Origin of the sequence: Nonomuraea sp. NPDC048916 (genome assembly GCF_040649575.1) — a bacterium.
GTDB lineage: Bacteria > Actinomycetota > Actinomycetes > Streptosporangiales > Streptosporangiaceae > Nonomuraea.
On the sequence record NZ_JBEZFS010000016.1, the window covers coordinates 25082 to 47934 of the forward strand.

The window sequence follows — 22853 nt, forward strand, 5'->3', positions numbered from 1 at the left end:
TGATGATCGAGGACTAACTTCTGAAGCATCATCACCCAGGAGTGACAGATGACTTCGATGATGTTGACCTCCGCAGCTCACGACGCGCTGCGCGAGGATGAGGTGATCTACTTCGACTGGCACGTCGTCGGCCTCTGCTGTGCCGACGCGGGAGAGTTCTCCGTCCGTCCGTTGCGCCGGCGTCGCCTGCCGCGACGCGCCCGCCAGGTCGGATCCGCGCCCGTGTTCGCCCACCCGACCGCCTGGGTCCATCTCGCCGGGCTCCCGGTCACCGTCGACTGCCGCGCGCTGGGCCGCTGGCGGCGATTCACGACCGACCTTCCCCCGGACGCCGGACTGCGCTGCTGCCTTGGCCGACCTTTATCTGGAGGTATTCGGTGAACGTGCGCTCCATCATCGTCTGGACGGCGGTCGCCCTCGTCGGCGCCACCGGCTGGGCGGTACTGGCTCTGTCCCGGGGTGAAAACGTCAACGCGATCTGGCTGATCGCGGCGGCGCTCGGTTCCTATGCCATCGCCTACCGCTTCTACGCCCGGTTCATCCTGCGCCGCGTGCTGGGCGCCGACGACCGCAGGGCCACCCCCGCCGAACGACTCGACAACGGCATCGACTACCACCCGACCGACCGCCGGATCCTGTTCGGCCACCACTTCGCCGCCATCGCCGGCGCCGGCCCGCTGGTCGGGCCGGTGCTGGCCGCCCAGATGGGCTACCTGCCGGGCACGATCTGGATCATCGCCGGCGTGATCTTCGCCGGCGCCGTGCAGGACATGGTCATCCTGTTCTTCTCCATGCGGCGCAACGGCAAGAGCCTGGGCCAGATGGCCCGCGAGGAGATCGGCCCGTTCGGCGGGGCGGCGGCGCTGATCGCGGTCTTCGCCATCATGATCATTCTGCTCGCGGTGCTGGCCCTGGTCGTGGTCGGCGCGCTGGCCAAGTCGCCGTGGGGCACCTTCTCCATCGCGATGACCATCCCGATCGCCCTGTTCATGGGGTTCTACCTGCGCACGATCCGGCCCGGCCGCGTCATGGAGACCACCGTGATCGGCGTCACGCTGCTCATACTGGCGATCGTCGCCGGCGGCTGGGTCCAGGAGTCGAGCTGGGCGGCCACCTTCACGCTGAGCCCTTCGGCACTGTCCCTCTGGCTCATCGGGTACGGCTTCATCGCCGCGGTCCTGCCCGTCTGGATGCTGCTGGCCCCGCGCGACTACCTCTCCACCTTCATGAAGATCGGCACGATCGCGCTGCTGGCGATCGGGGTCGTGGTCACCATGCCCGCGCTGCAGACCACGGCGTTCACCGAGTTCGCCTTCAACGGCAAGGGCCCGGTCTTCGCCGGGTCGTTGTTCCCGTTCGTGTTCATCATCATCGCCTGCGGCGCGCTGTCCGGGTTCCACTCGCTGATCTCGTCCGGCACCACGCCCAAGATGATCCGCAAGGAGTCGCAGGTCCGGATGATCGGCTACGGCTCCATGCTGATGGAGTCGTTCGTCGCCGTCATGGCCATCACCGCGGCCTCGATCCTGAGCCCCGGCCTCTACTTCGCGATGAACTCCCCGGCCGGAGTGGTCGGCGCCACCGTCCAGACGGCCTCCGAGGCGGTCACCAACCTGGGCTTCGTCATCACCCCCGAACAACTGCAGGCGGCGGCGCAGGCCGTGCAGGAACAGACCCTGATCGCCCGCACCGGAGGCGCGCCCACGCTGGCCGTCGGCCTGTCCCAGATCTTCTCCGACTTCATCGGAGGGCCGGGCCTGCAGGCGTTCTGGTACCACTTCGCGATCATGTTCGAGGCGCTGTTCATCCTCACGACCGTCGACGCCGGCACCCGGGTCGGCCGGTTCATGCTCCAGGACACCCTGGGCAACCTGTGGAAGCCGATCGGCCGCGTGAGCTGGTGGCCCGGGCTGATGGCGTCCAGCGCGGTGGTCGTCGCGGCCTGGGGATACTTCCTCTACCAGGGCGTCAACGATCCGCTCGGCGGCATCAACCAGCTCTTCCCGCTCTTCGGCATCGCCAACCAGTTGCTCGCCGCCGTGGCGCTCACCGTGGCCACGACACTGCTGATCAAGAGCGGGCGGCTGAAATGGGCCTGGGTGACGGCGGTGCCGCTCGCCTGGGACGTCGCGGTCACGCTCACGGCGAGCTACCAGAAGGTCTTCTCCAGTGATCCGACCCTCGGCTTCTTCGCCCAGCGCAACCGCTATCAGACCGCGCTCGACCAGGGACAGCTGCTGGCCCCAGCCAAGACGCCCGACGCGATGCGCCAGATCGTGTTCAACTCCACCATCGACGGCATCCTGGCCGCGCTGTTCGCGGTCCTCATCATCATCGTGCTCGTCGACGCGATGCGGGTGTGGGCGAAGGCGATCAGGATGAGGGAGCCGCTGCCCAGCACCGAGGCGCCGTTCGAGGAATCCAGGATCGTCGAACCGGCCGGGCTCATCGCCACCCGCGAGGAGCGCCGGATGATGGCCGAGGCGTCGTCCCGCGACACCTGACAACACCGGCCTCCGTACGGCTCCCGCCCCGGGCGGGGGCCGTACTTGTGCGCCTGCTAGGGTGCGGCGAATGAGCGGACGTGGAGTTCTCGTCACCGGGGCGTCACGAGGCATCGGCCGGGCGGTCGCGGCGGCGTTCGCCGCCGAGGGCGACCGGGTCGCGATCCACCACCGTGACTCCGCCGAGCAGGCGCGGCGGCTGCTCGGCGAGCTGCCCGGTCAGGGGCACGCCGTGGTCCAGGCCGACCTGGCCGACCCCGACGAGGTGCGGAGCATGGCCGACGCGGCGGCCGAGGCGCTCGGCGGCATCGACGTGCTGGTCAACAATGCCGGGGTCTTCCTGCACCACCCCATCACGGAGCTGTCCTACGAGGAGTGGCAGGCGGCCTGGCGGCAGACGCTCGACGTCAACCTCGTGGGCGCGGCCAACGTCACCTGGTGCGCGCTCCGGCACATGCCCGCCGGAGGCCGGATCGTCAACGTCTCCTCCCGAGGGGCCTTCCGCGGCGAGCCCGACAGCCCCGCCTACGGGGCCAGCAAGGCGGGCCTCAACGCGTTCGGCCAGTCGCTGGCCATCGCCCTCGCGCCGCGCGGCATCGCGGTGGCCACCGTGGCGCCCGGTTTCGTGGCCACCGACATGACCAACGAACACCTCAAGCCGCCCCGGGGCGACGAGATCCGCGCGCAGAGCCCGTTCGGCCGGGTGGCCGCGCCGGAGGAGATCGCGGCGGCCGTCGTGTATCTCGCCTCACCGGCCGCAGAGTGGGCCAGCGGCGCCGTCCTCGACCTCAACGGCGCCTCCTACCTCCGCTAGCCGGTCGGGTGCGAGCGGCCCATGACGAGGCGGTCAACGCGGGATGATCTTCCAGCTGGTTTGGAGGGTACGAAGCATCTACGCAGGTCAGGGCACAGCAGCCAGCCGTACAGCCACCACTCTCCTACAGCGGTGCTCACGGCTACCGGGTGACCTCCGCTCTTGTGGCCGACAGCCGTGAGTTGCGGATGCTGGGCGATTTGGGAGCCGGAGCAGCACAGCCCACACTTGGGGCTTCCCGCTCAACATGGCTATACCAAAGCCAGGGTAGGGGACTGAAAGCGATCGGTTCAGCACCACCACCATCGATCCGAGACAGGATCGAAGACCTCAACGTCCAGGCACGGCTCGGACGCATTCGGACTGCTGAGAAGCGGGATCGCACCATCAGGAGGCCCATCATGGGCGGCATAACGCATTTCGTCGCAGGCATGGTATCGCCTCAGCCGCGATCTGGGGCTGCGCGCTTTGGTGTGCACACGACGAACCATTGAAGCGTGAGGTAAGGATCAGGCAACTATCCACTCTGACCTCCAGAGCGGTGATGGTCGCTCGACTGGCGCATCCGGGACTCAACCGCGCCGGGCCTGATGGAGGCTCGATTCCTTTTAAGCCTCACATTCGAACATATAAACGGAAGGCGCCAGGCGGCCGACTGGCGTCAGAGTCATAGTGGACCCTTCGGAACTATCGGCACATAAGATGCTGTGCCTTACAATCACAATTTCCCCTCTTGCGAAAGGATGCCCATGACTCGAAGGGTTCGGCTGGAAATCCCGAACGATGGAAATATCCTCCGACAGGAAAGCGAGCTTCGCTCCCTCCGAAAAGCGCTTGATGAGGTTGACGGGGCAACCATAGAATGGGTTGATTCTGCGACAAACCAGACAGTTGATGGCAAGAACGCTCCTGCGCTGGCAGACGCCGCCCTCTGGCTTGGCATCTCCGGGAGCGCCGTCAAGTTGGCCGCTATCGCTATCCGGGAATGGGCTGCCATACAGCGCAGCAGAAGGGTGCGCCTGACGGACGGCGACAAAAAGCTGGAAATCGACGGCAAACTCGATGCCACTACCGCGCAGGCGTTAGAACACTTTCTCGGGAGAGACGAAGCGTAGTGGCCAGAAGAGCCTTTCTCATCGGCACCTCCGCGTACTCCGACAGCACCTTCGCCACACTTCCCTCGTGCGTAACCGACGTCAGGCAACTCCAGCAGGTTCTCGGACATCCTGCCATCGGCAGTTTCGACAAGATCCACGTCGCGATAGACGCGTCTGCCACGCAGTTGCGATACGAAATCGCCGAGTTCCTCGGCCAGGCCGACCAGAACGACCTCGTTCTTCTCTACGTGACCGGTCACGGACTGCGACTGACCCGGAGCACAGGAGAGTTCTTCTTTGCGGCGATCGACACCGACTATGGGCGAATCGAAGAGAGCGCAGTGGGCGCTTCCTTCGTCAATGAGCAGTTGGAGGCCTGCCCAGCTGCGCAGAAGGTAGTGATCCTTGACTGCTGTCAGAGTGGCGGCTTTGTCCATGGATTCGCGACAAGAGATCCCAAGTCGACCGATTCGTCGCTTCCTCTGGCCAGCCGCGGTGTCTACGTCCTGTCATCCTCCGGCGCCGGCCAGGTTTCCTTCGCGGGCGAAGGCGATCGACCTTCCGTCTTCACGGAGGAGATCATCAACGGCCTCGTTACTGGTCAAGCAGATCACGATGGCGATGGGAAGGTGTCGGTGGAAGATCTATTCCACCATGTCAGCACTCGACTGAGTCAGCGCACTCTGGATACACCGCAGACGCCTGTCAAGTCAGCCCATGGAGTGACGGGACAGATCCACCTCGCCAGATCGGCCATCGGCAGATCGCTGGAACTCCAGTCGCTCAAAGCCTTATCCCACGAAGCCCCTTTGGGCACCCCCTCAGGCCAGCAGGGTAGTTGGCCCGCGCTTATCGCCTATTACCGGTCTTGTCTGGTCGCCGAGGCCAGAACAATGCGGCCGCTGACTCGGCAGGATGTCGTGAGTGTCCCTGGGATAGAACGTCTTCTCTGTGGAGACTCCCAGACGGAGTCTCCACCTGAAGCAAGGCGACTGCTGGACCAGCAGTCAGGCGATGAGCTGTGGTACGGCTACCCCACAGTGGTGCAGTTCCGAGATCAGAACGGCAAGACACTCCGAGCTCCGAGAATCGCTCCGCTGATCATGCGACAGGTCGAGGTGGTCGATCGCAAACTGGTCGCCTTCGGTCCGGCCCTACCGAATCCTCAGCTGCTCGCCAGCTGCCTCGGGCAGGAGGAAGCCGAGCAGTTCCTGGCAACTTATCGACCGCACTGGCTCAGCAGCCATTACTCCGACATGGTCAGAGACCTCCGGTATCACCTGGGCGAGCTCGGCATAGATTGCGTGGAGGAACTCCGACCGGAATACCTGACGCCTGACATTGATATGGACACGCCCATCAGTGGCGCGCGCAACAGCGCCGTGTTGTTCTTGGTCGAACAGAACGAGGCTGCCATTCGGCGGCTGCTCAAAGATCTCGACGACCTCCGCACGGACGCTGCCAAGATCCCGCAGACCGCCTTGGCAGGTCTGCTCGATCCGCCAACCTCCGCGTTCCAAGCGGAGTGCAGGCTCGTTGCTCCGCTTCGACTCAACGAAAGTCAGCAGAACGTCGTGGAGTCGGCAATGCGCGAACGGCTCACGATCGCGACCGGCCCTCCGGGCACCGGCAAGAGTCAACTGGTCGTGACGACAGTAGCCACTGCGATCTGCGCAGGGCAGAAAGTCCTGGTCGCCTCGAACAACAACCAGGCGGTTCAGGAGGTTTGGGAACGATGTGAACGCCTGGTCCCCGGCGCGCTCATCCGTAGTGGTAGTCGCGAGATGCAGGAAGAAGAAGGCAAGAGTCTGAGGCACTTACTCTCCGCCCCGCCTCCCTCGTCGACCAGGGCCACGATCGAAGGCGAGCAAGGGATCGCCCTGGATGAACTTCGTCGAGCGCGTGCAGCACTCGCGGACGTCGCGGCGTTAGAGCGCGATTTGCTCCAGGCCGGCCGGCTTCGAGAGGAGGCCGAGACAGAGCTTGGCTGTGCACCAAGCGGCCTCAGTGGGCCGTGGGAATCATGGGAGCGGCGCGCGACCAAGACCGCAAGTGCCAGATTCTTCGGGAACTGGCGACGGGCGCGGCTGTTCCGCCGGGCCCGACTTTCTGTGCCAGCGAGCAAAGCTGCCTGCGTGGCACTTGCTCGCTATGCAGCAGCACAGAGTCGCTGGCACGCCCTGAAAGGCCAACTCGACACAGCCGCTGACGCCGAGTCTCTGGTCGCAGCACATGACACGGCTTGGTCCCGCGTGACAACCGCCTCGCACGCCCGGCTGAGGTGGGAGATCGACTCGATGAGTCGAAGGGGACGCCAGCAGATCATTCAGCTCGTGCAAGCCTCTGGGCAGTCCCGCGGCGACTGGCGCGAACTAAGACAGGCTTTGGAGTACGTGCGGGGCTGGGCGGTCACCAACCAATCAGCCAGACGCCTGCCCATGGCCCCGAAGCTGTTCGATCTGGTGATCATCGATGAGGCCAGCCAGTGCTCCATCGCCGGGATCCTGCCGCTACTGTTCCGTGCTGACCGGGCGCTCATCATCGGCGATCCCATGCAGCTACCGCACATCTCCACACTCGACCCGGCACGGGAGGCACACAACATCCGGATGGCTGGGTTGCATCCAGCCTGGCTGGAGGAACACCGCCTCTCCTACCGCCGACACTCCGCCTTCCACACAACGTCGGCCGCGGTGGGGCATCGGATACTGCTCGACGAGCACTACCGCTGCCATCCCGACATTGCCGAGGTGTCCAACCGACTTTTCTACGGCGGACAGCTCACTGTGCTGGTCGATGTGCATCGTCAAAAGAATCTGGGCAAGCCCGCCATTACGTGGATCAACGTGCAGGGGCAGGCGCAGCGTGGCCGCAACAAGTCGTGGTTGAACCGGGAGGAGGCCGAGAGAGCAACGGCCCTGGCCAAGGCGATCTCACGAGATCCCGCCGACGTCAGTATCGGGGTGGTCACTCCCTTCAGCGCCCAACGAGAACACCTGGAACGGCTACTGGCCAACAATGATCGCATCCGGATCGGAACAGCGCACACATTCCAGGGCGGGGAACGCGACGTCATCGTGCTCTCCCTGGTCGCCAGCAAGAGCATGAGCAAGCAGGCGGTGGTGTGGTTGAACCGCGAGCTCAACCTCTGGAACGTAGCCATCACCAGAGCCCGCGCACACCTCGTGATCATCGGCGACCTATCGTTCTGGAGCGACCAAGGCGGCGTGGCAGCCGAACTGATCATGCGCTCGCACAACACGGATGACGTGCCTTCCGGCCCGATGACGAACAGGCTCTACCAATATCTCACCGCCCGCGAGCCCACACGAGTCGAGCTGGCCGCGCGAATCGACGGCTACCTGGCCGACGCTGTGTGCCGCGACGGCCAGGTAGCCATACTCATCGACCCTGGAGCGGAGGACACCGACCTCGCAAAGCACCTTCGTGTGCAGCAAACCCGGACCCGATTGCTGGCGGACCCTACCGTTGGCCGACGGAGCATACGACTGCCCGCATGGCAACTCTTCGATCTCGATGCCGAGAAGCTGGATTTCTAGGAGTGGCCAAGCTCGCCCGCTGCCCCGGCACGCTCTATCCAACGGCCCCATCGAGCACTTCGCGAGAACTGGGTAGCGATAGCTGGTCCTGGGGGAAGGCTTCCCTCCGAGCTGAGATTAGCCAGCGCCCACCGCCAGGCAGTCCGGCGAAGATCTTGAAGGTCACCGCGCATCCCACCGCTCCCGTTCGGCGAGCGACGGGTAGCCGTCTCCCGGTTGGAATGATGCAGTCGGATCTGGCCCATCAGCATTTCGTAGGCGCCGATCAAGGCGAACGACGGCCACACGGCGATGATCCGGTCGATCAGCGTCGCATCGGCAACGGCCCGCCGCCGACATGCCCACCATGCCAGCGGCAACGAGAGGCCGCCCTGCGCGGCAGCGGCGCGATGAGACGCCTGCGCTGGCTCAGCCCGCCCCCTGTCGACATCCCATCAGCCCGTTCCCGGACATCGACGATGGGCGTCATCAGCAGCGAGCACCCCGGCGGCCGCGGCACTAACACCCGAACGTGACATTTCTCTTTACCTATCGGCAGAAGAATCAAGCACCCAGCCCGATAGCCCATGGCGTGATTGCCAACGATCCTCACGATGGCAACCGGCCATGCCCTGACGGCGAGGGGACGACGTGCTGTTTTCCAGACGACGCGAACGTAAGGAGATCCATCACTGGGCACGAGATCTGTTGGACTGCCTGGAAGACGATCAGCAGACAGGCCACCAGTTCTTGGAGCACGCCGCCGCCGAGGTGCACCGCACCCGGCGGGCCATGCGCGAGTTTAAGGTCAAGGTTCGGCTCGCCCGGCTCCCGGTCGAGCGCCTGGACTATGACGGGCACAAAGTCCCCGCCGCGACGCTGCACGCCGCAGGACTTCACACTGCAGCCGATGTCAGTCGCCACCGGAACCGTCTGACCCGCTTCGTCGGCATCGGGCCGAAATACGCAGACAAACTTCACCAAGGTCTCGTCCACGCCCTCTGGCCTATGCCGGACGACCTGCGGCCCGCGCTCGACGAGCGCGGTTGGCAGGCGTGCGAGGTGGACCTGGCCAGGGCCCTGTACACGCTGCATGCCGCCAAGAACCTGTCCCAGGCCCCGGCATGGCAGGTTCTCGAGCCCTTGATGGAAGACCTGCGTGAGTTGGCCGGCGCGACACGAAGACGGTCGTGGTTCGTGGCTGCAGATGACCGCCAGCGGCGGCTGCTCATCGAGCATCAGACGCTGTGGGAACGCGCGCATGCTCCGTCTATCGGCGTGCTCCTGGCCGATGTAAGGCATCAGCGTGATCAAGTAGAGGAACTCATCCGGACGCCGTTGGCCGACGGCGAGGTCAAAGCCACATGGCGGAGAAACAACGCCAGCTTGATGGCCCTGTTGGAACAGATCACCGTGCACGAGGGTGATCGGCGCGAACAGGAAGTCGTCCTGACGGGCGCGGGTCGCCGTTGGATCCCGGCTGACCTGGCCAGCCAGATCGCCGCCGTCCACCTCGACCGATCGCTGCTGCGTAAGGAGCTTCGCATCTATCAGGAACTGGGCGCGTCCTTCGCACTCGTCGTGAGACGGGCCATCCTGGGTGATGAGATGGGGCTGGGCAAGAGCGTGCAGGCGTTGGCTGCAATCGGGCATGCCATCGCGTATGAACGACAACACCACCACCTCATCATCTGCCCGGCCTCGCAGATCGACACTTGGCTCCAGGAGATCGCCGAGACACTGCCGGACGTGCCGGCCTTCACCTACCGCGGCCAGCAAGCCGATGCCGACCGGCGGCGCTGGATGGCCAGCCGCGGCCTCATGGTGGTCTCCTACGACATGGCCAAAACACTGGTCGACCGCCCTCCGCCGCACCTGGGATTCGCCGTCGTCGACGAGGCCCACCTGGTCAAGAACCCCGGCAGTCAGCGCACGCAGGTGACCGCCGCACTTGTTGCCCCGGCGCGACGGTGTCTGCTCATGGGCGGCACTCCGATGGAGAATGACGCCAGAGAATTCCTCAATGTGATCGAGCTGGTAAACCCGGACAAAGGCCGTGAGCTGCGTCGGGTGTTCGGGCGCGGGGAGCGCGCTCACCGCGAGCCTGACCGGTTCCGGCGCGCCATCGCTGACGTCTACCTGCGGCGCAACAAGGAGGAGGTGATGCGGGAACTGCCACCGCTCACACTGAATGACGAGCTCATTCCGTTGAAAAGGTCCGAGCGGCTCAGGTATGAGCAGATCGCGCTCACCGAGCGCGTCATGACCGTCCGCAGAAAGCTGACCACCCTCGGCGACGCCAGCTCAGGGAAAATGCAGCGGTTGCATGAGATCGCCCAGGAATGCCGCGCCAACGAGCAGAAGCTCCTCGTCTTCAGCTTCTTCCGTGAGGCACTCACCATGGCCAACTCGGTCTTGGGATCCGATTGCTCTGTTCTGCATGGCGACGTACGCCCTTCCGAGAGGACCAGGCAGATCGACGCCTTCGACCGTGCGCCTGGCTTCGCCGCTCTCGTGGCGCAAATCACCGTAGGCGGTCAGGGCCTGAACCTGCACAACGCCTCTGTGGTCATCATCCTCGAACCGCAGGACAAGCCCAGCACTGAATGGCAGGCGGCCGGGCGCGCCCACAGGATCGGCCAAACACGCCCCGTCACGGTCTATCGGCTCATCGCCCTAGACACGTTGGAGGAAAGGCTGGTCCAGCGCGGTCACGTCAAGGCCGACATCTTCAACCGGGTGGCGCGCCCAAGCGACCTGGCCGAGGACATCGAGGCCCGCTTCATCAACCGGGACGTCGACCTCGATGCGCTCCTCGAAGAGGAGCGACAGCACATCCGTCTTGGGAAGCCGTCACATTCAGACGGGCATGCAGAATCCATGGGGTGAAAGATCGAAGGGCGAGCCCGGACGGAAACGTTACCGTAGCCCGCCCGCTGACAGCGGCAGGTGACTCGTTAGGGTGGGGAGACGTTGTGCGCTCCATTGCCTGACGAAGACCTGCCCACGCTGCCGCCCGAGGTAGAGCGCCAGGCACTGGTCACCTACATCACCCCTACGCTCAAGGCGCCTGTCGCCAGCGCAATTGCGCAAGGCCGTCGACTGGGCCCTCCGCTCGGGGGCGCGGGACATACACGGGATGATCAAGGAATGACTGTCAACCCTATTGTGGGTTTGCCCAGGTCAAGATGCATCAATCGACCCAAGGGCTCGTGCTCTCCTAAGCGGGTGCCGCCGATTCGAAAGTTCAGGTGCGCCCCACGTTCGACGGGCATGTGCTCGCGCTGGCGCACCGTCTGCACGCAAAGTGCCTGACCGGGTCACCGTCACGGGCGGTGGACGATCTTCTTCGCGGAACGGCCGGGGTAGACGACGATCAGGTGCTCCTCGACGGGCGCGTCGGGGTCGTCCTCGTCCCACTCGAACGCGCGGGCGTAGACCCGCATCCGGTAGCGCCCGGGGCCGCTGACGGCCAGGTTGGGCAGCGGCGCGATCGCCCCGCTGTCGCCGCCCTCCGGATACGGCGGCACGACCAGGCGGCCGCTGCGGCTGACGACGCCCACCTCGACCACCCGGTCCCAGCCCTGGAGCCGGAGCGGCGGGGCGGCGCCGAACGCCTTGACCGTGAGGCACATCGGCTCGTTCTCGCCGTAGGTCGTGATGGCGGCGCTGCTGCCGGCGGCGTCGATGAACCCGTCGTCGATGGCCTTGAAGATGTCGCCGCCCGCCCCCTCAGTGCTGTCCCGGTCGTCGAAGACGGCGTAGCCGCCCCCTTCGAAGAGCAGGTACGCGGCCGTGCCCTGCCGCCTGGCCCGCAGCTTCGGCCAGGGGTCGGCGCATCGGGCGTTCATCTCGGCCTTCCACGCGGCCAGCTCCCGCTCCCGCTCGGCCTGTTCGCGCGCCTGGTCCGCCCGCTGCCGGGCGACGACGCCGGGGCACAGGAACTCCAGGGCGTCGCCGAGCTCGGCCGTGCCCGCCGACCCGCCCAGCCGCCGTAGCAGCACCTGCCGCTCCTCGACGGCGGGCACCGCGCACAGTTCCTCGCCGTACGCCAGGGCTCGCTGGTCCGGCAGGTCCTCGGGGAACATCGGCGTCCCCGTGTAAACGTCGTTCCTGGCGAGGCAGAGGAACGACCACCGCCGGTCCTCCGGCCGGGTGTCGGCGTAGGACCGGACCCGCTCGCGGCAGCCCACGTCCGTGCCGGTGAAGCTGAACCGGGCGCCTTCCTCGGCGCCCACCACGACGAGCGGCAGCACGAGCGCGACGGCCACGGACAGCCGCGATCCGCGCCCGGCGACGGGCGCCGGCCGAGTCGCGGATTCGACGGCGGACGTGCCGGCCGGCCTGGCGAGCTCGTGCGCGGTGCGCGCCAGCCACACCGTGCTGAACACGCCAAGCGCTCCCACCACAAGCCCCGGGCCGTCGAACAGCGGCGACTCGCTCTGGAAGACGAGGCTGAGCACCGGAAAGGCCAGCGGGGCGATGAGAGCGATCCGCCCGATGTTGATCGTGGCGCCGCTCCACCGCCCGTCGCGACGCTGCGCGACAAGGATCATCACCATCCAGCCGAAGCTCGCCAGTCCCAGCAGACTGATCACCTGGAGGCCGGAGCCGTCGAAGGAGAACAGCAGCGCCGGGGTCAGCGCGCCGATCAGGCCGAGCGCCAGAGCGATCGCCCGGAACGAGGCCGAGACCCCGGAGACGACCCGCACCAGCAGGATCATCGTGGCAGCCCACACGACCAGGCTCGTGACGTACTCCACGGTGCCGGACAGCTCTTCGGCGAGCTCCCACAGCACCAGGTCGCCGGCGACGCCCGCGTAGAGCAGACGCCGCAGCCAGACCACGCTGCGCGGCAACCCCACGGCGCGTGGCAGCGCGGGACCGCGCAGCACCTGCCACAACATCCACGCGTTGAGCCCGCAGATCCCGATGAGCAGCGGCCCCAGCCAGTCTCCCCGCGCGGACAGGGCCCACGTCGTGGCCGTCGCGGCCACCGACAGCGCTGCCAGGTCGCCGGACACGGCGGCGAGCACGGCGGCGACGGCCACGGCGGCCAGGTAGAGCGCGACGGCGACAGCGGCCGCGCGCCCGAAGCGGTATCGGCCGGCGGCGGCCCAGATTTGGGTGATGATGCGGATGATCTTAGCGGTGTGTCCGCTGTGCGGAGCTGGAAACCGGTTTCGCCAGGTTTGACGGCAGGGTGCGATGCAGGGGGCACGGGCCGCGTCGACGACCACCTCATGGTCAAGGTGGAGCGGCTCCGATCTCGATCTCCAGGAGGTCACCCGGCTGGGCGCCCTCGACGTAGACGGGGCCGGTGAGCGGGGGGACGACGTCGAGGTCGGGCGCCTCCACGGTCTTGAGCGTGGCGCTGGAGCCCATCTGGCCGTCGAAGGCGTCGCGGGTCTCGATGACGACCTCGTCGCCCGGCTCGCAGCGGACGACGGGCGGGATGTCGGGGTGCCAGCGGTTGTGCCCGGTGCCGGGCTGCTCCCGCAGGGCGAGGCTCGGGTCGATGCGGATCTCGTGTAGGGCCATGGCGGGCCCCTCGGTGAGGCGTGCTGATAGTCACGCTCTGCCTGCCGGCGCCGCCCGCCAAGGCCCCGGGAGGGCCCCGGATCAGGCGTCCGCGGTCAGGGGTTCGTCGGGCTCGGTGATGTCGCGGCGGCGCCGGACGAGGTAGCCGAAGACCAGTGTGGTGCCGAACATGAGCACCCCGTAGACGGCGGGCGGCACGGCCATCGTCGAGTTGCCGAGCAGGGAGGGGCTGAGCGCGATCGTGATGGCCAGGGTGCTGTTATGGATGCCGATCTCCATGCCGGACGCGATGGCCTGCCGGCGCCCGACCTTGAACAGCCGGGGCAGCCAGTAGCCGATGGTGAGGCTGATCGCGCTGAACAGCAGCGCCACCAGCCCGACGGAGGCGATGTAGCCGCCGAGCCGCTCGCGCTCCTGCACGATCGCGCCGATGATCACCGCGGCCAGCACGATCGCGGACAGGATCCTGACCGGCTTGTCCATCCGGTCCGCGAACGTCACGCTGAGCCGGCGTACCAGCATGCCGATCGCGACCGGCACGAGCACGATGGCGAAGACCTGCACCACCTTGTCGGCCTGGAGCCCGATGTCCTGCCCCTCCCCCACGAAGTGGTCGAGCGACAGGTTGACCACCACGGGCAGCGTGAAGGCGGCCAGCACCGAGTTCACCGCCGTGAGGCTGACGTTCAGGGCCACGTCGCCGCCGAACAGGTGGCTGTAGAGGTTGGCGGTGGTGCCGCCGGGCGAGGCGGCGAGCAGCATCATGCCGACGGCGAGCAGCGGCTCCAGCCCGAACAGGACGACGAGCCCGAAGCACACGGCCGGCAGGACGAGCACCTGGGCGGTCAGGGCGATGATCACGGCCTTGGGCCGGGTCGCCACGTTGGCGAAGTCCCGGAGGCCGAGCGACAATCCCAGCCCGAACATGATCAGCGCGAGCGCGGCCGGAAGCATGACAGTGGTGAGAACGGACTGCTGCACGGGGGGACCACCGTTCCTCAAGATAAGCAACCGCTGACCTTGTCTAACAGCCCGATCCATCACCGATCAAGACATTGGCCCTATTCGTGACCTTCGCCGGAGCCGTCCCTTGGGCGACACGCAGTCAATGCCTCTTGACCGTGTAGGTAATGCGGGAAGTATGGGTGGATGGCACTCTGGACACCGGATCCCACGTTCTACCCGTCTCCGAGGGACGCCGCCGCCGCGCCAGTGGAGCGGCTCGCCTACGTCGCCGCCTTCGACCGCCAGGCGCGAAGACCAGACGCGATCGCGGTCCTCGACACCGACCCCTCCTCCTCCGGCTACGGCGGCGTGGCCGGCTGGACCGACCTGCCCAACACCGGTGACGAACTGCATCACTTCGGCTGGAACGCCTGCAGCAGCGCGCTCTGCCCCTACGCCCCGCATCCCCACATCGAGCGCCGCTATCTCGTCGTGCCCGGTCTGCGCTCGTCACGCATCTACATCCTCGACACCAAGGACCGGATCAGCCCGGAGATCGTCAAGGTGATCGAGCCGGAGGAGCTGGCCAAGCGGGCGGGGTACTCCCGGCCGCACACCGTGCACTGCGGGCCGGAGGGACTCTACGTCTCGGCGCTCGGCGGGGCCGACGGCAGGGACGGGCCCGGCGGCATCGCGATCCTCGACCACCAGTCGTTCGAGGTGCTCGGCCGGTGGGAGATGGATCGGGGCCCGCAGTACCTGTCCTACGACTTCTGGTGGCACATCAACCACGACGTGCTGGTCAGCTCGGAGTGGGGCACCCCGTCGATGATCGAGAACGGGGTCGTGGGCGAGCTGCTGCTCGGCCGGAAGTACGGTCACAAGCTGCACTTCTGGGACCTGCGCAAGCGCCGCCACGTCCAGGAGCTCGACCTCGGCGACCAGCACCAGATGACGCTCGAACTGCGCCCCGCGCACGACCCGACCAAGACCTACGGCTTCGCCGGCGTGGTCGTCAGCGTCGAGGACCTGTCGGCCTCGGTGTGGACCTGGTTCCACGAGAACGGCGCCTGGCAGGCGCGCAAGGTGATCGAGGTCCCCGCCGAGCCCGCCGACGCGGACGACCTGCCCGACGTGCTCAAACCCTTCGGCGCGGTGCCGCCGCTGATCACGGACATCGACCTGTCGGTGGACGACCAGCGCCTCTACGTCTCCTGCTGGGGCACCGGCGAGCTCAAGCAGTACGACGTGAGCGACCCGTTCAAGCCGGTCGAGCTCGGCTCCCTGCGGATCGGCGGGATCGCGCGCACGGCGTCCCACCCGTCGGCGGACGGCCCGCTGCGCGGCGGCCCCCAGATGGTCGAGGTGAGCAGGGACGGCAGGCGCGTCTACGTGAGCAACTCCCTGTACGGGGCGTGGGACGACCAGTTCTATCCTGAGGGCGTGGGCGCCTGGCTGGCCAAGATCGACGCCGACTCGTTCACGTTCGACGAGCGGTTCTTCCCGCACGGCGACGACTTCCGCGGCCTGCGCCCCCACCAGGTGAGACTCCAGGGAGGCGACGCCTCCTCCGACTCCTACTGCTACCCGTGACGATCGCGGCGGCGCTCCTGCTGGGCGCCTTCCACGGCCTCAACCCCGCCATGGGCTGGCTCTTCGCCGTCGCCCGCGGCCTGCAGGAACGCAGCAGGGTCATGCTGCTCAAGTCGCTGCCGGCCATCGCGGCCGGGCACCTGGCGTCGGTGGCGCTGGTCGCCGTCGTGGTCGAGGTCACCGGTTCGCTGACGACGAGCACGGTGCTGTCGATCGCCGGGGGCGTGGTGCTCGTCGGGTTCGGGCTGTGGCGGCTGCTGTCGTCACGGCACTTCCGCTGGGTGGGCATGCGGCTGTCCCTGCCGCAGCTGGCCGCCTGGTCGTTCCTCATGTCCTCGGCGCACGGCGCGGGGCTGATGCTGATCCCGGTCTTCACCGACCTGCACGCCGGGCACGCCGGGCACGCGGGACACGCGCTCTCCGGCGGCCTGGGCGTCGCGGCGCTGCACACGCTCGCGATGTTCACGGTCGCGGGCGTGACGGCGATGACCGTCTACGAGGTGGCCGGGCTGACCGTGCTGCGCCGCGCCTGGTTCAACGTGGACCGGATGTGGGCGGCGGCGCTCGTGGGCGCGGGCGTGCTCACCCTGCTGAACGCCTGACCGACTCCCGGCTAAACGCGACACAGCGGAACGTACTTTGACAAAATGCGATATACAAAGTGCATAATATTGCATGCCGGTACCCCAGAGCCGAGGGCTCGTCTCCAGACCGCTGCTCCGCGAGGACGCCTACCGGGCGATCCGGGACGCGATCGTCGACGGCACGCTCGCCCCCGGAGAGCGCCTGAACGACGCCGACCTCGGGGCGTGGCTCGGCATCAGCCGCACCCCGGTCCGCGAGGCGCTCGGCCGGCTGGAACGGTCGGGCCTGGTGCTGACGAAACCCGGCCGCTACACGATCGTCAGCCCGCTCGACGTCCGTGCCGTGCGTGACGCGCAGTCGGTGACCTCCGCCATGCACGAGCTCGCCGTCCGCGAGGCGGTCCCCAACCTCTCGGCCGCCGAGCTGGACACGATGCGCGCGGCCAACACCCGCTTCGCCGCCGCGCTGCGTCGTGGCGACGCGGGCGAGGCGCTCGCCGCCGACGACGACTTCCACGCCGTCCCGGTCGAAGCGTGCGCCAACCAGGCCGTACGCGCGGTGCTGGAGCAGTTCACCCCGGTGCTGCGCCGGATCGAGCGGCTGCACTTCTCCTCGCTGAGCGGACGGGGCTCGCTCGCCCACCACGATCGCATCATCGCCCTGTGCGAGGCCGGCGACGCCGAAGGAGCCGCCGAGGCCTCCCGAGCCAACTGGGAGACCCTGGCCCCGCTGCTGGCCTCCCTGGCCGACGGCGAACCCGGCGCCCACGCCTGACGACGACCCCACCCCCGCCCAGCCACCCGGCCACACCCACCCCGGCCAGACTGAAGGAGCCACGCGTGTCCATCGACGACTTCGAGCGCTATCCCCTGACCTTCGGCCCGAGCCCCGTCCACCCGCTGGACCGGCTCAGCGGCCACCTCGGCGGGGTCCGGATCTGGGCCAAGCGAGAAGACTGCAACAGCGGCCTCGCCTACGGCGGCAACAAGACCCGCAAGCTGGAATACCTGATCCCCGACGCCCTCCGGCAGGGCGCGGACACCCTGGTCAGCATCGGAGGCGTCCAGTCCAACCACACGCGCCAGGTGGCCGCCGTGGCGGCGAGGCTCGGGCTGAAGGCCGTGCTCGTGCAGGAGGCCTGGGTCGACTGGCCCGACGCGGTCAACGACAAGGTGGGCAACATCCTGCTGTCACGCGTCATGGGCGCCGACGTCCGGCTCGTCGACGCCGGGTTCGGCATCGGGTTCAAGGACAGCTGGACCGAGGCCATCGAAGGCGTCCGGTCCGCGGGCGGCACCCCCTACGCCATCCCGGCCGGAGCCTCCGACCACCCGCTCGGCGGCCTCGGATTCGCCAACTGGGCCGACGAGGTGCGGCAGCAGGAGCACGAACTGGGCGTGTTCTTCGACACCGTCGTCGTGTGCAGCGTCACCGGCAGCACCCAGGCCGGGATGATCGCCGGTTTCGCCGGCCAGGACCGGCCGCGCAAGGTGCTGGGCATCGACGCCTCGGCCGAACCGGCGCAGACGCGCGCGCAGGTGGGGAAGATCGCCCGCAACACCGCCGAGCTCATCGGCCTCGGCCGCGACCTGCGCGACGACGAGATCACGGTCCTGGAGGGATGGGCCGGCGACCGCTACGGGATCCCCGTCCAGTCCACCCTCGACGCCATCCGGCTCACCGGCAGCCTGGAGGGCGTGATCCTCGACCCCGTCTACGAGGGCAAGTCCATGGCCGGGCTCATCGACCTCGTCCGCAGTGGCGCCATCCCCGAGGGCTCCAACGTCCTGTACGCCCACCTCGGCGGGCAGCCCGCCCTCAACGCCTACAGCGGCGTCTTCCGCTGACCCGCCGCCCGCGGCTCACGTACGTCCCGGAAACGGATCCGGCAGAGCGGGATCGGGCTCAGACCAGGTGTCCTCGGACCGCGAGTTCGATGGTCACCACGGTCGCCACGGCTTCGGCGGCCAGCAGGGCCACCAGCACCACGAGCTGGACGACCCCGGCCTCGATCGGGCTCGCCCCGCCGAGCAGCATGCCGACGAACGCGCCCGGCAGGGTGACCAGACCCACGGTCCGGGTCTGGTCGAGCGCGGGCACGAGCGCCTGTGCCGCCGCCGGGCGGCAGATCTCCAGCGCCGCGTCCCGGGGCTCGAACCCCAGCGCCAGCGCCGCCTCCACCTCTCCCTTGCGCTGAACCAGCTCGTCCACCGCGCGCCGTCCGGCCAGCGTCGTGGCAGTCAGGCACCCGCCGAGCAGGATCCCGGCGATCGGGATGATCACGATTCCCTTGGTGGAGATCACCCCGCTCGCCACCAGCACGGCCAGCACCGGCACGGTTCCCGCCGCGATCGGCGCCCCGGCCCACCACCAGCCCCGCCCTTCGGTGATGCGGCGGCCCGCGGTGAAGGTGGCCACGCCGTACATGAGCAGCACGAACCCCGCGACCGCCGCCGGCAGCGCCACGACCCCGGCGATCACCACGGACACCGCGCCCAGTTGCACGGCCGCGCGCAGGCAGGCGGTCACCACGGCCCGCGCGTGCCCCAGACGGCCGAGCCACGCCACCCCCACGCCCACCGCGACCAGCGCGAGCAGGGCCACCGGCAGCAGCGGCGTGAACGAGATCAGCGACGAGGAACGCACGGTGATCAGTCTGCCCCTACCGAAGCACGGATCACCGAGCGTCACACACGACGTGCGCACCGATCGCGAGGGCCCGGTCAGCGCAGGATCTTGGGCCCTGAGCCGGTGGATCCGCGCACGATGAGCTCGGGCTGGAAGACGAGCTCGGAGTGCCGCGCCGGGGCTCCGGCCACAGCCTCCAAAAGCGTGTCGATCGCGGCGGCGACCATGGCCTGAACCGGCTGCCTGACGGTCGTGAGCGGCGGGTCGGTGTAGGCGATGAGGGGCGAGTCGTCGTAGCCGACGACCGACACGTCCCCGGGAACGGACAGCCCGCGCTCGCGGCACGCCCGGATGGCCCCGAGCGCCATCAGGTCGCTGGCGCAGATGACGGCCGTGCAGCCGCGCTCCAGCAGCGGGCCGACGGCGGCCTGGCCGCCCTCCACCGAGAACAGCGAGTGGGAGATCAGCTCGTCCACGTCCTGGGCGCCCAGCATCTGGGTCATCGCGGCGCGAAAGCCCTCGATCTTCCTGATCACCGGCACGAACCGCCCCGGGCCGACGGCCAGGCCGATGCGCTCGTGGCCGAGGTCGGCCAGGTGCTGGACGGCCAGTCCCACGGCGGCCCGGTCGTCGGGCGAGATGAACGGCGCCGGGACGTCGGCCGCGTGCCCGTTGAGCAGGACGATGGGCACGCCCTGCCGGATCAGCTGGTCGTAGCGGTCGGCGCGCGCGGTGGTGTCGGCGTGCAGGCCGGAGACGAAGATGATGCCGCTGACGCCGCGTTCGACGAGCAGTTCGGTGAACTCGTCCTCGATCGCGCCGCCCGGCAGTTGGGTGCACAGCAGCGGCGTGTAGCCGTGCTGGGCCAGCGCCTTCTCGATGGCCTGGGCGAACGCCGGGAAGATCGGGTTGTCCAGCTCCGGGGTCACCAGGCCGACCAGCCCGTTGCTGCGCTGGCGCAGCCGTTTCGGGCGCTCGTAGCCCATGACGTCCATGGCGGCCAGCACGGCCTGCCGGGTGGAGGAGGACGGCCCCGGTTTGCCGTTCAGGACCCGGCTGACCGTCGCCTCGCTCACCCCGGCGTGGGCGGCGATGTCGGTGAGCCGGGTCGTGTTGCCGGTCACGCTCACCTCAGCGCCACCACACGGTGGAGTCGGGCTCCAGCGTCACCCGGGCGCCGGCCGGGGAGGGTGCCGCGCTGGCCAGCACGACCTCGCCCGGGGCGGGGATCTCGATCGGCCGCGGGTTCATGTTGACCGTGCAGGTGAGACCTCCCCGGGTGAAGACGAGCGTGCCGTCCGGTGAGTCGAGCCAGGTGAGCGGGCCGAGGTCGAGGTCGCCGAGCTGGCGCCTGATCCGCAGCGCCTTCCTGTACAGGCTGAGCGTCGAGTCCGGCGTGCGGAGTTGCGAGGCGACGCTGAGCGGGCCCCACGAGTCGGGGATCGGCAGCCAGCTCCCTTCGGAGACGGGGAATCCGAAGCCGAAGCCCGGTGTGATGTCCGCCCAGGGAATCGGCACGCGGCAGCCGTCGCGCCCGCTGTCGGGGGCCCGTAGCCGCTGCGGGTCCCGGAGGTACTCCTGCGGCAGGCCGGACACCTCGGGCAAGCCGAGTTCCTCGCCCTGGTAGAGGTAGACCGAGCCGGGCAGGGCCAGCATCAGCAGCGCGGCCGCGCGGGCCCGGCGCAGGCCGGTCTCGCCGCCGCCGTAGCGGGTGACGTGCCGTTTGACGTCGTGGTTGGACAACACCCAGGTGGCCGGGGCGCCGACGAGCGCGGTCGTGGCCAGCGACTCGTCGATCACGCCGCGGAAGAGGTGCGCGTCCCAGGGCGTGTTGAGGAAGTGGAAGTTGAACGCCTGGTGCAGCTCGTCCGGGCGGACGTATCTGGCCAGCCGCTCCGGGGTCGGGGCCCAGGCCTCCGCCACACCGATCCGCTCGCCTTCGTAGGAGTCGAGGATCGCCCGCCAGGACCGGTGGATCTCGTGGACGCCGTCCTGGTCGAAGAAGGGCAGAACGTTGCTGCCGATCATCTCGACGTGGCCGCGTTTCCCGATGTCGGGCAGCCCTTCGGCCTTCACCATGCCGTGCGCGACGTCGACGCGGAAGCCGTCGACGCCCAGGTCCAGCCAGAACCGCAGGATGTCGGCGAATTCGGCGTGCACCTCGGGGTGCTCCCAGTTGAGGTCCGGTTGCTCGGGCGCGAACAGGTGGAGGTACCACTGCCCGTCGGGCAGTCTGGTCCAGGCCGGGCCGCCGAAGACCGACTCCCAGTCGTTGGGCGGGAGCTCTCCCTTGCCCTCGCGGAAGACGTAGCGCTCGCGCTCCGGGCTGCCCGGCCCGGCGGCCACCGCCTGCCGGAACCAGGGGTGCCGGTCGGAGGTGTGGTTGGGCACGACGTCCACGATCACCCGCAGGCCGAGGCCGTGGGCGTCGTCGATCAGGGCCTTGGCGTCGGCCAGCGTGCCGAAGATCGGGTCCACGTCGCGGTAGTCGGCCACGTCGTAGCCGAAGTCGGCCATCGGGGAGGTGTAGAAGGGCGTCACCCAGATCGCGTCGACGCCGAGGTCGGCCAGGTACCGCAGGCGGCTGCGCACGCCGAGCAGGTCGCCGATGCCGTCGCCGTTGCCGTCGGCGAAGCTCCGCACGTAGACCTCGTAGATCACCGCGTCCCGCCACCAGCCGGTGTCGCCGGCGGCGGCACGGTCCACGTGTGCGAGCTCGGTCATATTGCTCCCCCGATCAAATGAAATGTCATGACTTGGTGGCGCCGGCGGTGAGACCGGTGATCAAGTGACGCTGCACCAGCAGGAACACCGCCCCCGCGGGGATCGCGATCAGCACCGCGGAGGCGGTCATCAGGCCCCAGTCCGACCAGTGCTGCCCGACGAACTGCTGCAGCCCCACGCCGAGCGTGCGCTTGTTCTCCTGCGACATGAAGATCGTGGCGTAGCCGACCTCGCCCCAGGCGGTCATGAAGCAGAAGAACGCGGTCACCGCGATGCCCGGCCGGGCGAGCGGCAGGATGACCCGCCAGAACGCGCCGAACGGCGTCAGCCCGTCGACCATCGCCGCCTGGTCCAGCTCGCGCGGAACGGTGTCGAAGTAGCTCTTCATCATCCACGCGCAGAACGGCACCGCGATGGTCATGTAGGCGATGACCAGCCCGGGGATCTGGTTGAGCAGGCCGAGCGCCGCCATCAGGTTGTAGAGCGGCACGATCAGCACGGCGACCGGGAACATCTGGGTCACCAGCAGCAGCCACATGACGCTTCGGAGCCCGGGGAAGCGGAAGCGGCTGACCGCGTACCCCGTGGTGGCCGCGAGGAAGACGCCGAGCACGGTGGTCAGGGCCGCGACGAGCGCCGAGTTGAGCAGCCACAGCGGGAACTGAGTCCCACCGAGCACCCGGGCGTAGTTGTCCAGCGAGCTGTCGTTGAAGAGCTGCAACTCGGTCGACAGCCATCCGTCACGCGGTTTGAGCGAGGTCAGGATCAGCCAGACCACGGGGAACAGCGCCACGCCGACCGCGAGGAGCAGGGTGGCGTGCAGGGCGATCGAGGCCAGCGGTCCGCGGTCTTCGCGGCCCCTGCGCCGGCGGGCCGTCATGGT

17 protein-coding genes are annotated in these 22853 nt (G+C 68.1%); 10 read left to right on the forward strand and 7 right to left on the reverse strand.

Annotated elements, in window-relative coordinates; translation table 11 throughout:
- Positions 1-48 precede the first annotated feature (48 nt).
- From AB0C16_RS18940 to AB0C16_RS18965, 6 genes are all read left to right on the forward strand, one after another.
- Entirely contained in the window at positions 49-381 is a 333-nt protein-coding gene (locus tag AB0C16_RS18940) for a hypothetical protein (RefSeq protein ID WP_357684495.1), read from the forward strand.
- On the forward strand, positions 378-2504 hold the full coding sequence (locus AB0C16_RS18945) for a carbon starvation CstA family protein (protein ID WP_357684497.1): 2127 nt from the start codon (positions 378-380) through the stop codon (positions 2502-2504). The genes AB0C16_RS18940 and AB0C16_RS18945 overlap by 4 nt, the downstream gene beginning before the upstream one ends.
- Before the next feature lie 70 nt (positions 2505-2574).
- Positions 2575-3318, forward strand: a complete 744-nt coding sequence (locus AB0C16_RS18950; protein WP_357684499.1) for an SDR family oxidoreductase — start codon at positions 2575-2577, stop codon at positions 3316-3318.
- Between the two features lie 749 nt (positions 3319-4067).
- Complete coding sequence (locus tag AB0C16_RS18955; RefSeq protein WP_357684501.1) at positions 4068-4433, forward strand: hypothetical protein; 366 nt, start codon at positions 4068-4070, stop codon at positions 4431-4433.
- Positions 4433-7975 (forward strand): AAA domain-containing protein, encoded by a 3543-nt coding sequence (locus AB0C16_RS18960; RefSeq protein WP_357684503.1) that lies wholly within the window; start codon positions 4433-4435, stop codon positions 7973-7975. The genes AB0C16_RS18955 and AB0C16_RS18960 overlap by 1 nt, the downstream gene beginning before the upstream one ends.
- Before the next feature lie 630 nt (positions 7976-8605).
- Positions 8606-10843, forward strand: a complete 2238-nt coding sequence (locus AB0C16_RS18965; protein WP_357684505.1) for a DEAD/DEAH box helicase — start codon at positions 8606-8608, stop codon at positions 10841-10843.
- Positions 10844-11280: 437 nt separating this feature from the next.
- Here AB0C16_RS18965 and AB0C16_RS18970 read toward each other — a convergent pair whose 3' ends face one another.
- From AB0C16_RS18970 to AB0C16_RS18980, 3 genes are all read right to left on the reverse strand, one after another.
- A complete protein-coding gene (locus tag AB0C16_RS18970; RefSeq protein ID WP_357684507.1) occupies positions 11281-13005 on the reverse strand; it encodes a hypothetical protein in 1725 nt (574 codons plus the stop codon).
- A gap of 196 nt (positions 13006-13201) precedes the next feature.
- Positions 13202-13495 carry an acetamidase/formamidase family protein gene (locus AB0C16_RS18975; RefSeq protein WP_357684509.1) on the reverse strand — a complete coding sequence of 98 codons (294 nt, stop codon included), beginning with the start codon at positions 13493-13495 and terminating at the stop codon, positions 13202-13204.
- An 81-nt stretch (positions 13496-13576) separates the two neighbouring features.
- Positions 13577-14476 (reverse strand): bile acid:sodium symporter family protein, encoded by a 900-nt coding sequence (locus tag AB0C16_RS18980; RefSeq protein ID WP_357684511.1) that lies wholly within the window; start codon positions 14474-14476, stop codon positions 13577-13579.
- Positions 14477-14644: 168 nt separating this feature from the next.
- Between AB0C16_RS18980 and AB0C16_RS18985 the strand changes: the two genes are divergently transcribed.
- The 4 genes from AB0C16_RS18985 to AB0C16_RS19000 all read left to right on the forward strand — a co-directional run bounded on the left by AB0C16_RS18985 (position 14645) and on the right by AB0C16_RS19000 (position 18465).
- The gene (locus AB0C16_RS18985; protein ID WP_357684513.1) at positions 14645-16033 is read left to right on the forward strand and encodes a selenium-binding protein SBP56-related protein; all 1389 of its coding nucleotides are present in this window, start codon (positions 14645-14647) and stop codon (positions 16031-16033) included.
- On the forward strand, positions 16021-16635 hold the full coding sequence (locus AB0C16_RS18990) for a hypothetical protein (protein WP_357684728.1): 615 nt from the start codon (positions 16021-16023) through the stop codon (positions 16633-16635). The genes AB0C16_RS18985 and AB0C16_RS18990 overlap by 13 nt, the downstream gene beginning before the upstream one ends.
- A 73-nt stretch (positions 16636-16708) precedes the next feature.
- The gene (locus AB0C16_RS18995) at positions 16709-17392 is read left to right on the forward strand and encodes a GntR family transcriptional regulator (RefSeq protein ID WP_357684515.1); all 684 of its coding nucleotides are present in this window, start codon (positions 16709-16711) and stop codon (positions 17390-17392) included.
- Positions 17393-17457: 65 nt separating this feature from the next.
- Complete coding sequence (locus tag AB0C16_RS19000; RefSeq protein ID WP_357684516.1) at positions 17458-18465, forward strand: 1-aminocyclopropane-1-carboxylate deaminase; 1008 nt, start codon at positions 17458-17460, stop codon at positions 18463-18465.
- 58 nt (positions 18466-18523) lie between these two features.
- Here AB0C16_RS19000 and AB0C16_RS19005 read toward each other — a convergent pair whose 3' ends face one another.
- The 4 genes from AB0C16_RS19005 to AB0C16_RS19020 form a co-directional block, all read right to left on the reverse strand.
- Entirely contained in the window at positions 18524-19264 is a 741-nt protein-coding gene (locus AB0C16_RS19005) for an ABC transporter permease (protein ID WP_357684518.1), read from the reverse strand.
- A 77-nt stretch (positions 19265-19341) separates the two neighbouring features.
- A complete protein-coding gene (locus AB0C16_RS19010; protein ID WP_357684520.1) occupies positions 19342-20370 on the reverse strand; it encodes a LacI family DNA-binding transcriptional regulator in 1029 nt (342 codons plus the stop codon).
- 7 nt (positions 20371-20377) lie between these two features.
- Positions 20378-21970 (reverse strand): glycoside hydrolase family 13 protein, encoded by a 1593-nt coding sequence (locus AB0C16_RS19015; protein WP_357684522.1) that lies wholly within the window; start codon positions 21968-21970, stop codon positions 20378-20380.
- A 25-nt stretch (positions 21971-21995) separates the two neighbouring features.
- The gene (locus tag AB0C16_RS19020) at positions 21996-22850 is read right to left on the reverse strand and encodes a carbohydrate ABC transporter permease (protein ID WP_357684730.1); all 855 of its coding nucleotides are present in this window, start codon (positions 22848-22850) and stop codon (positions 21996-21998) included.
- Between the last annotated feature and the right edge of the window lie 3 nt (positions 22851-22853).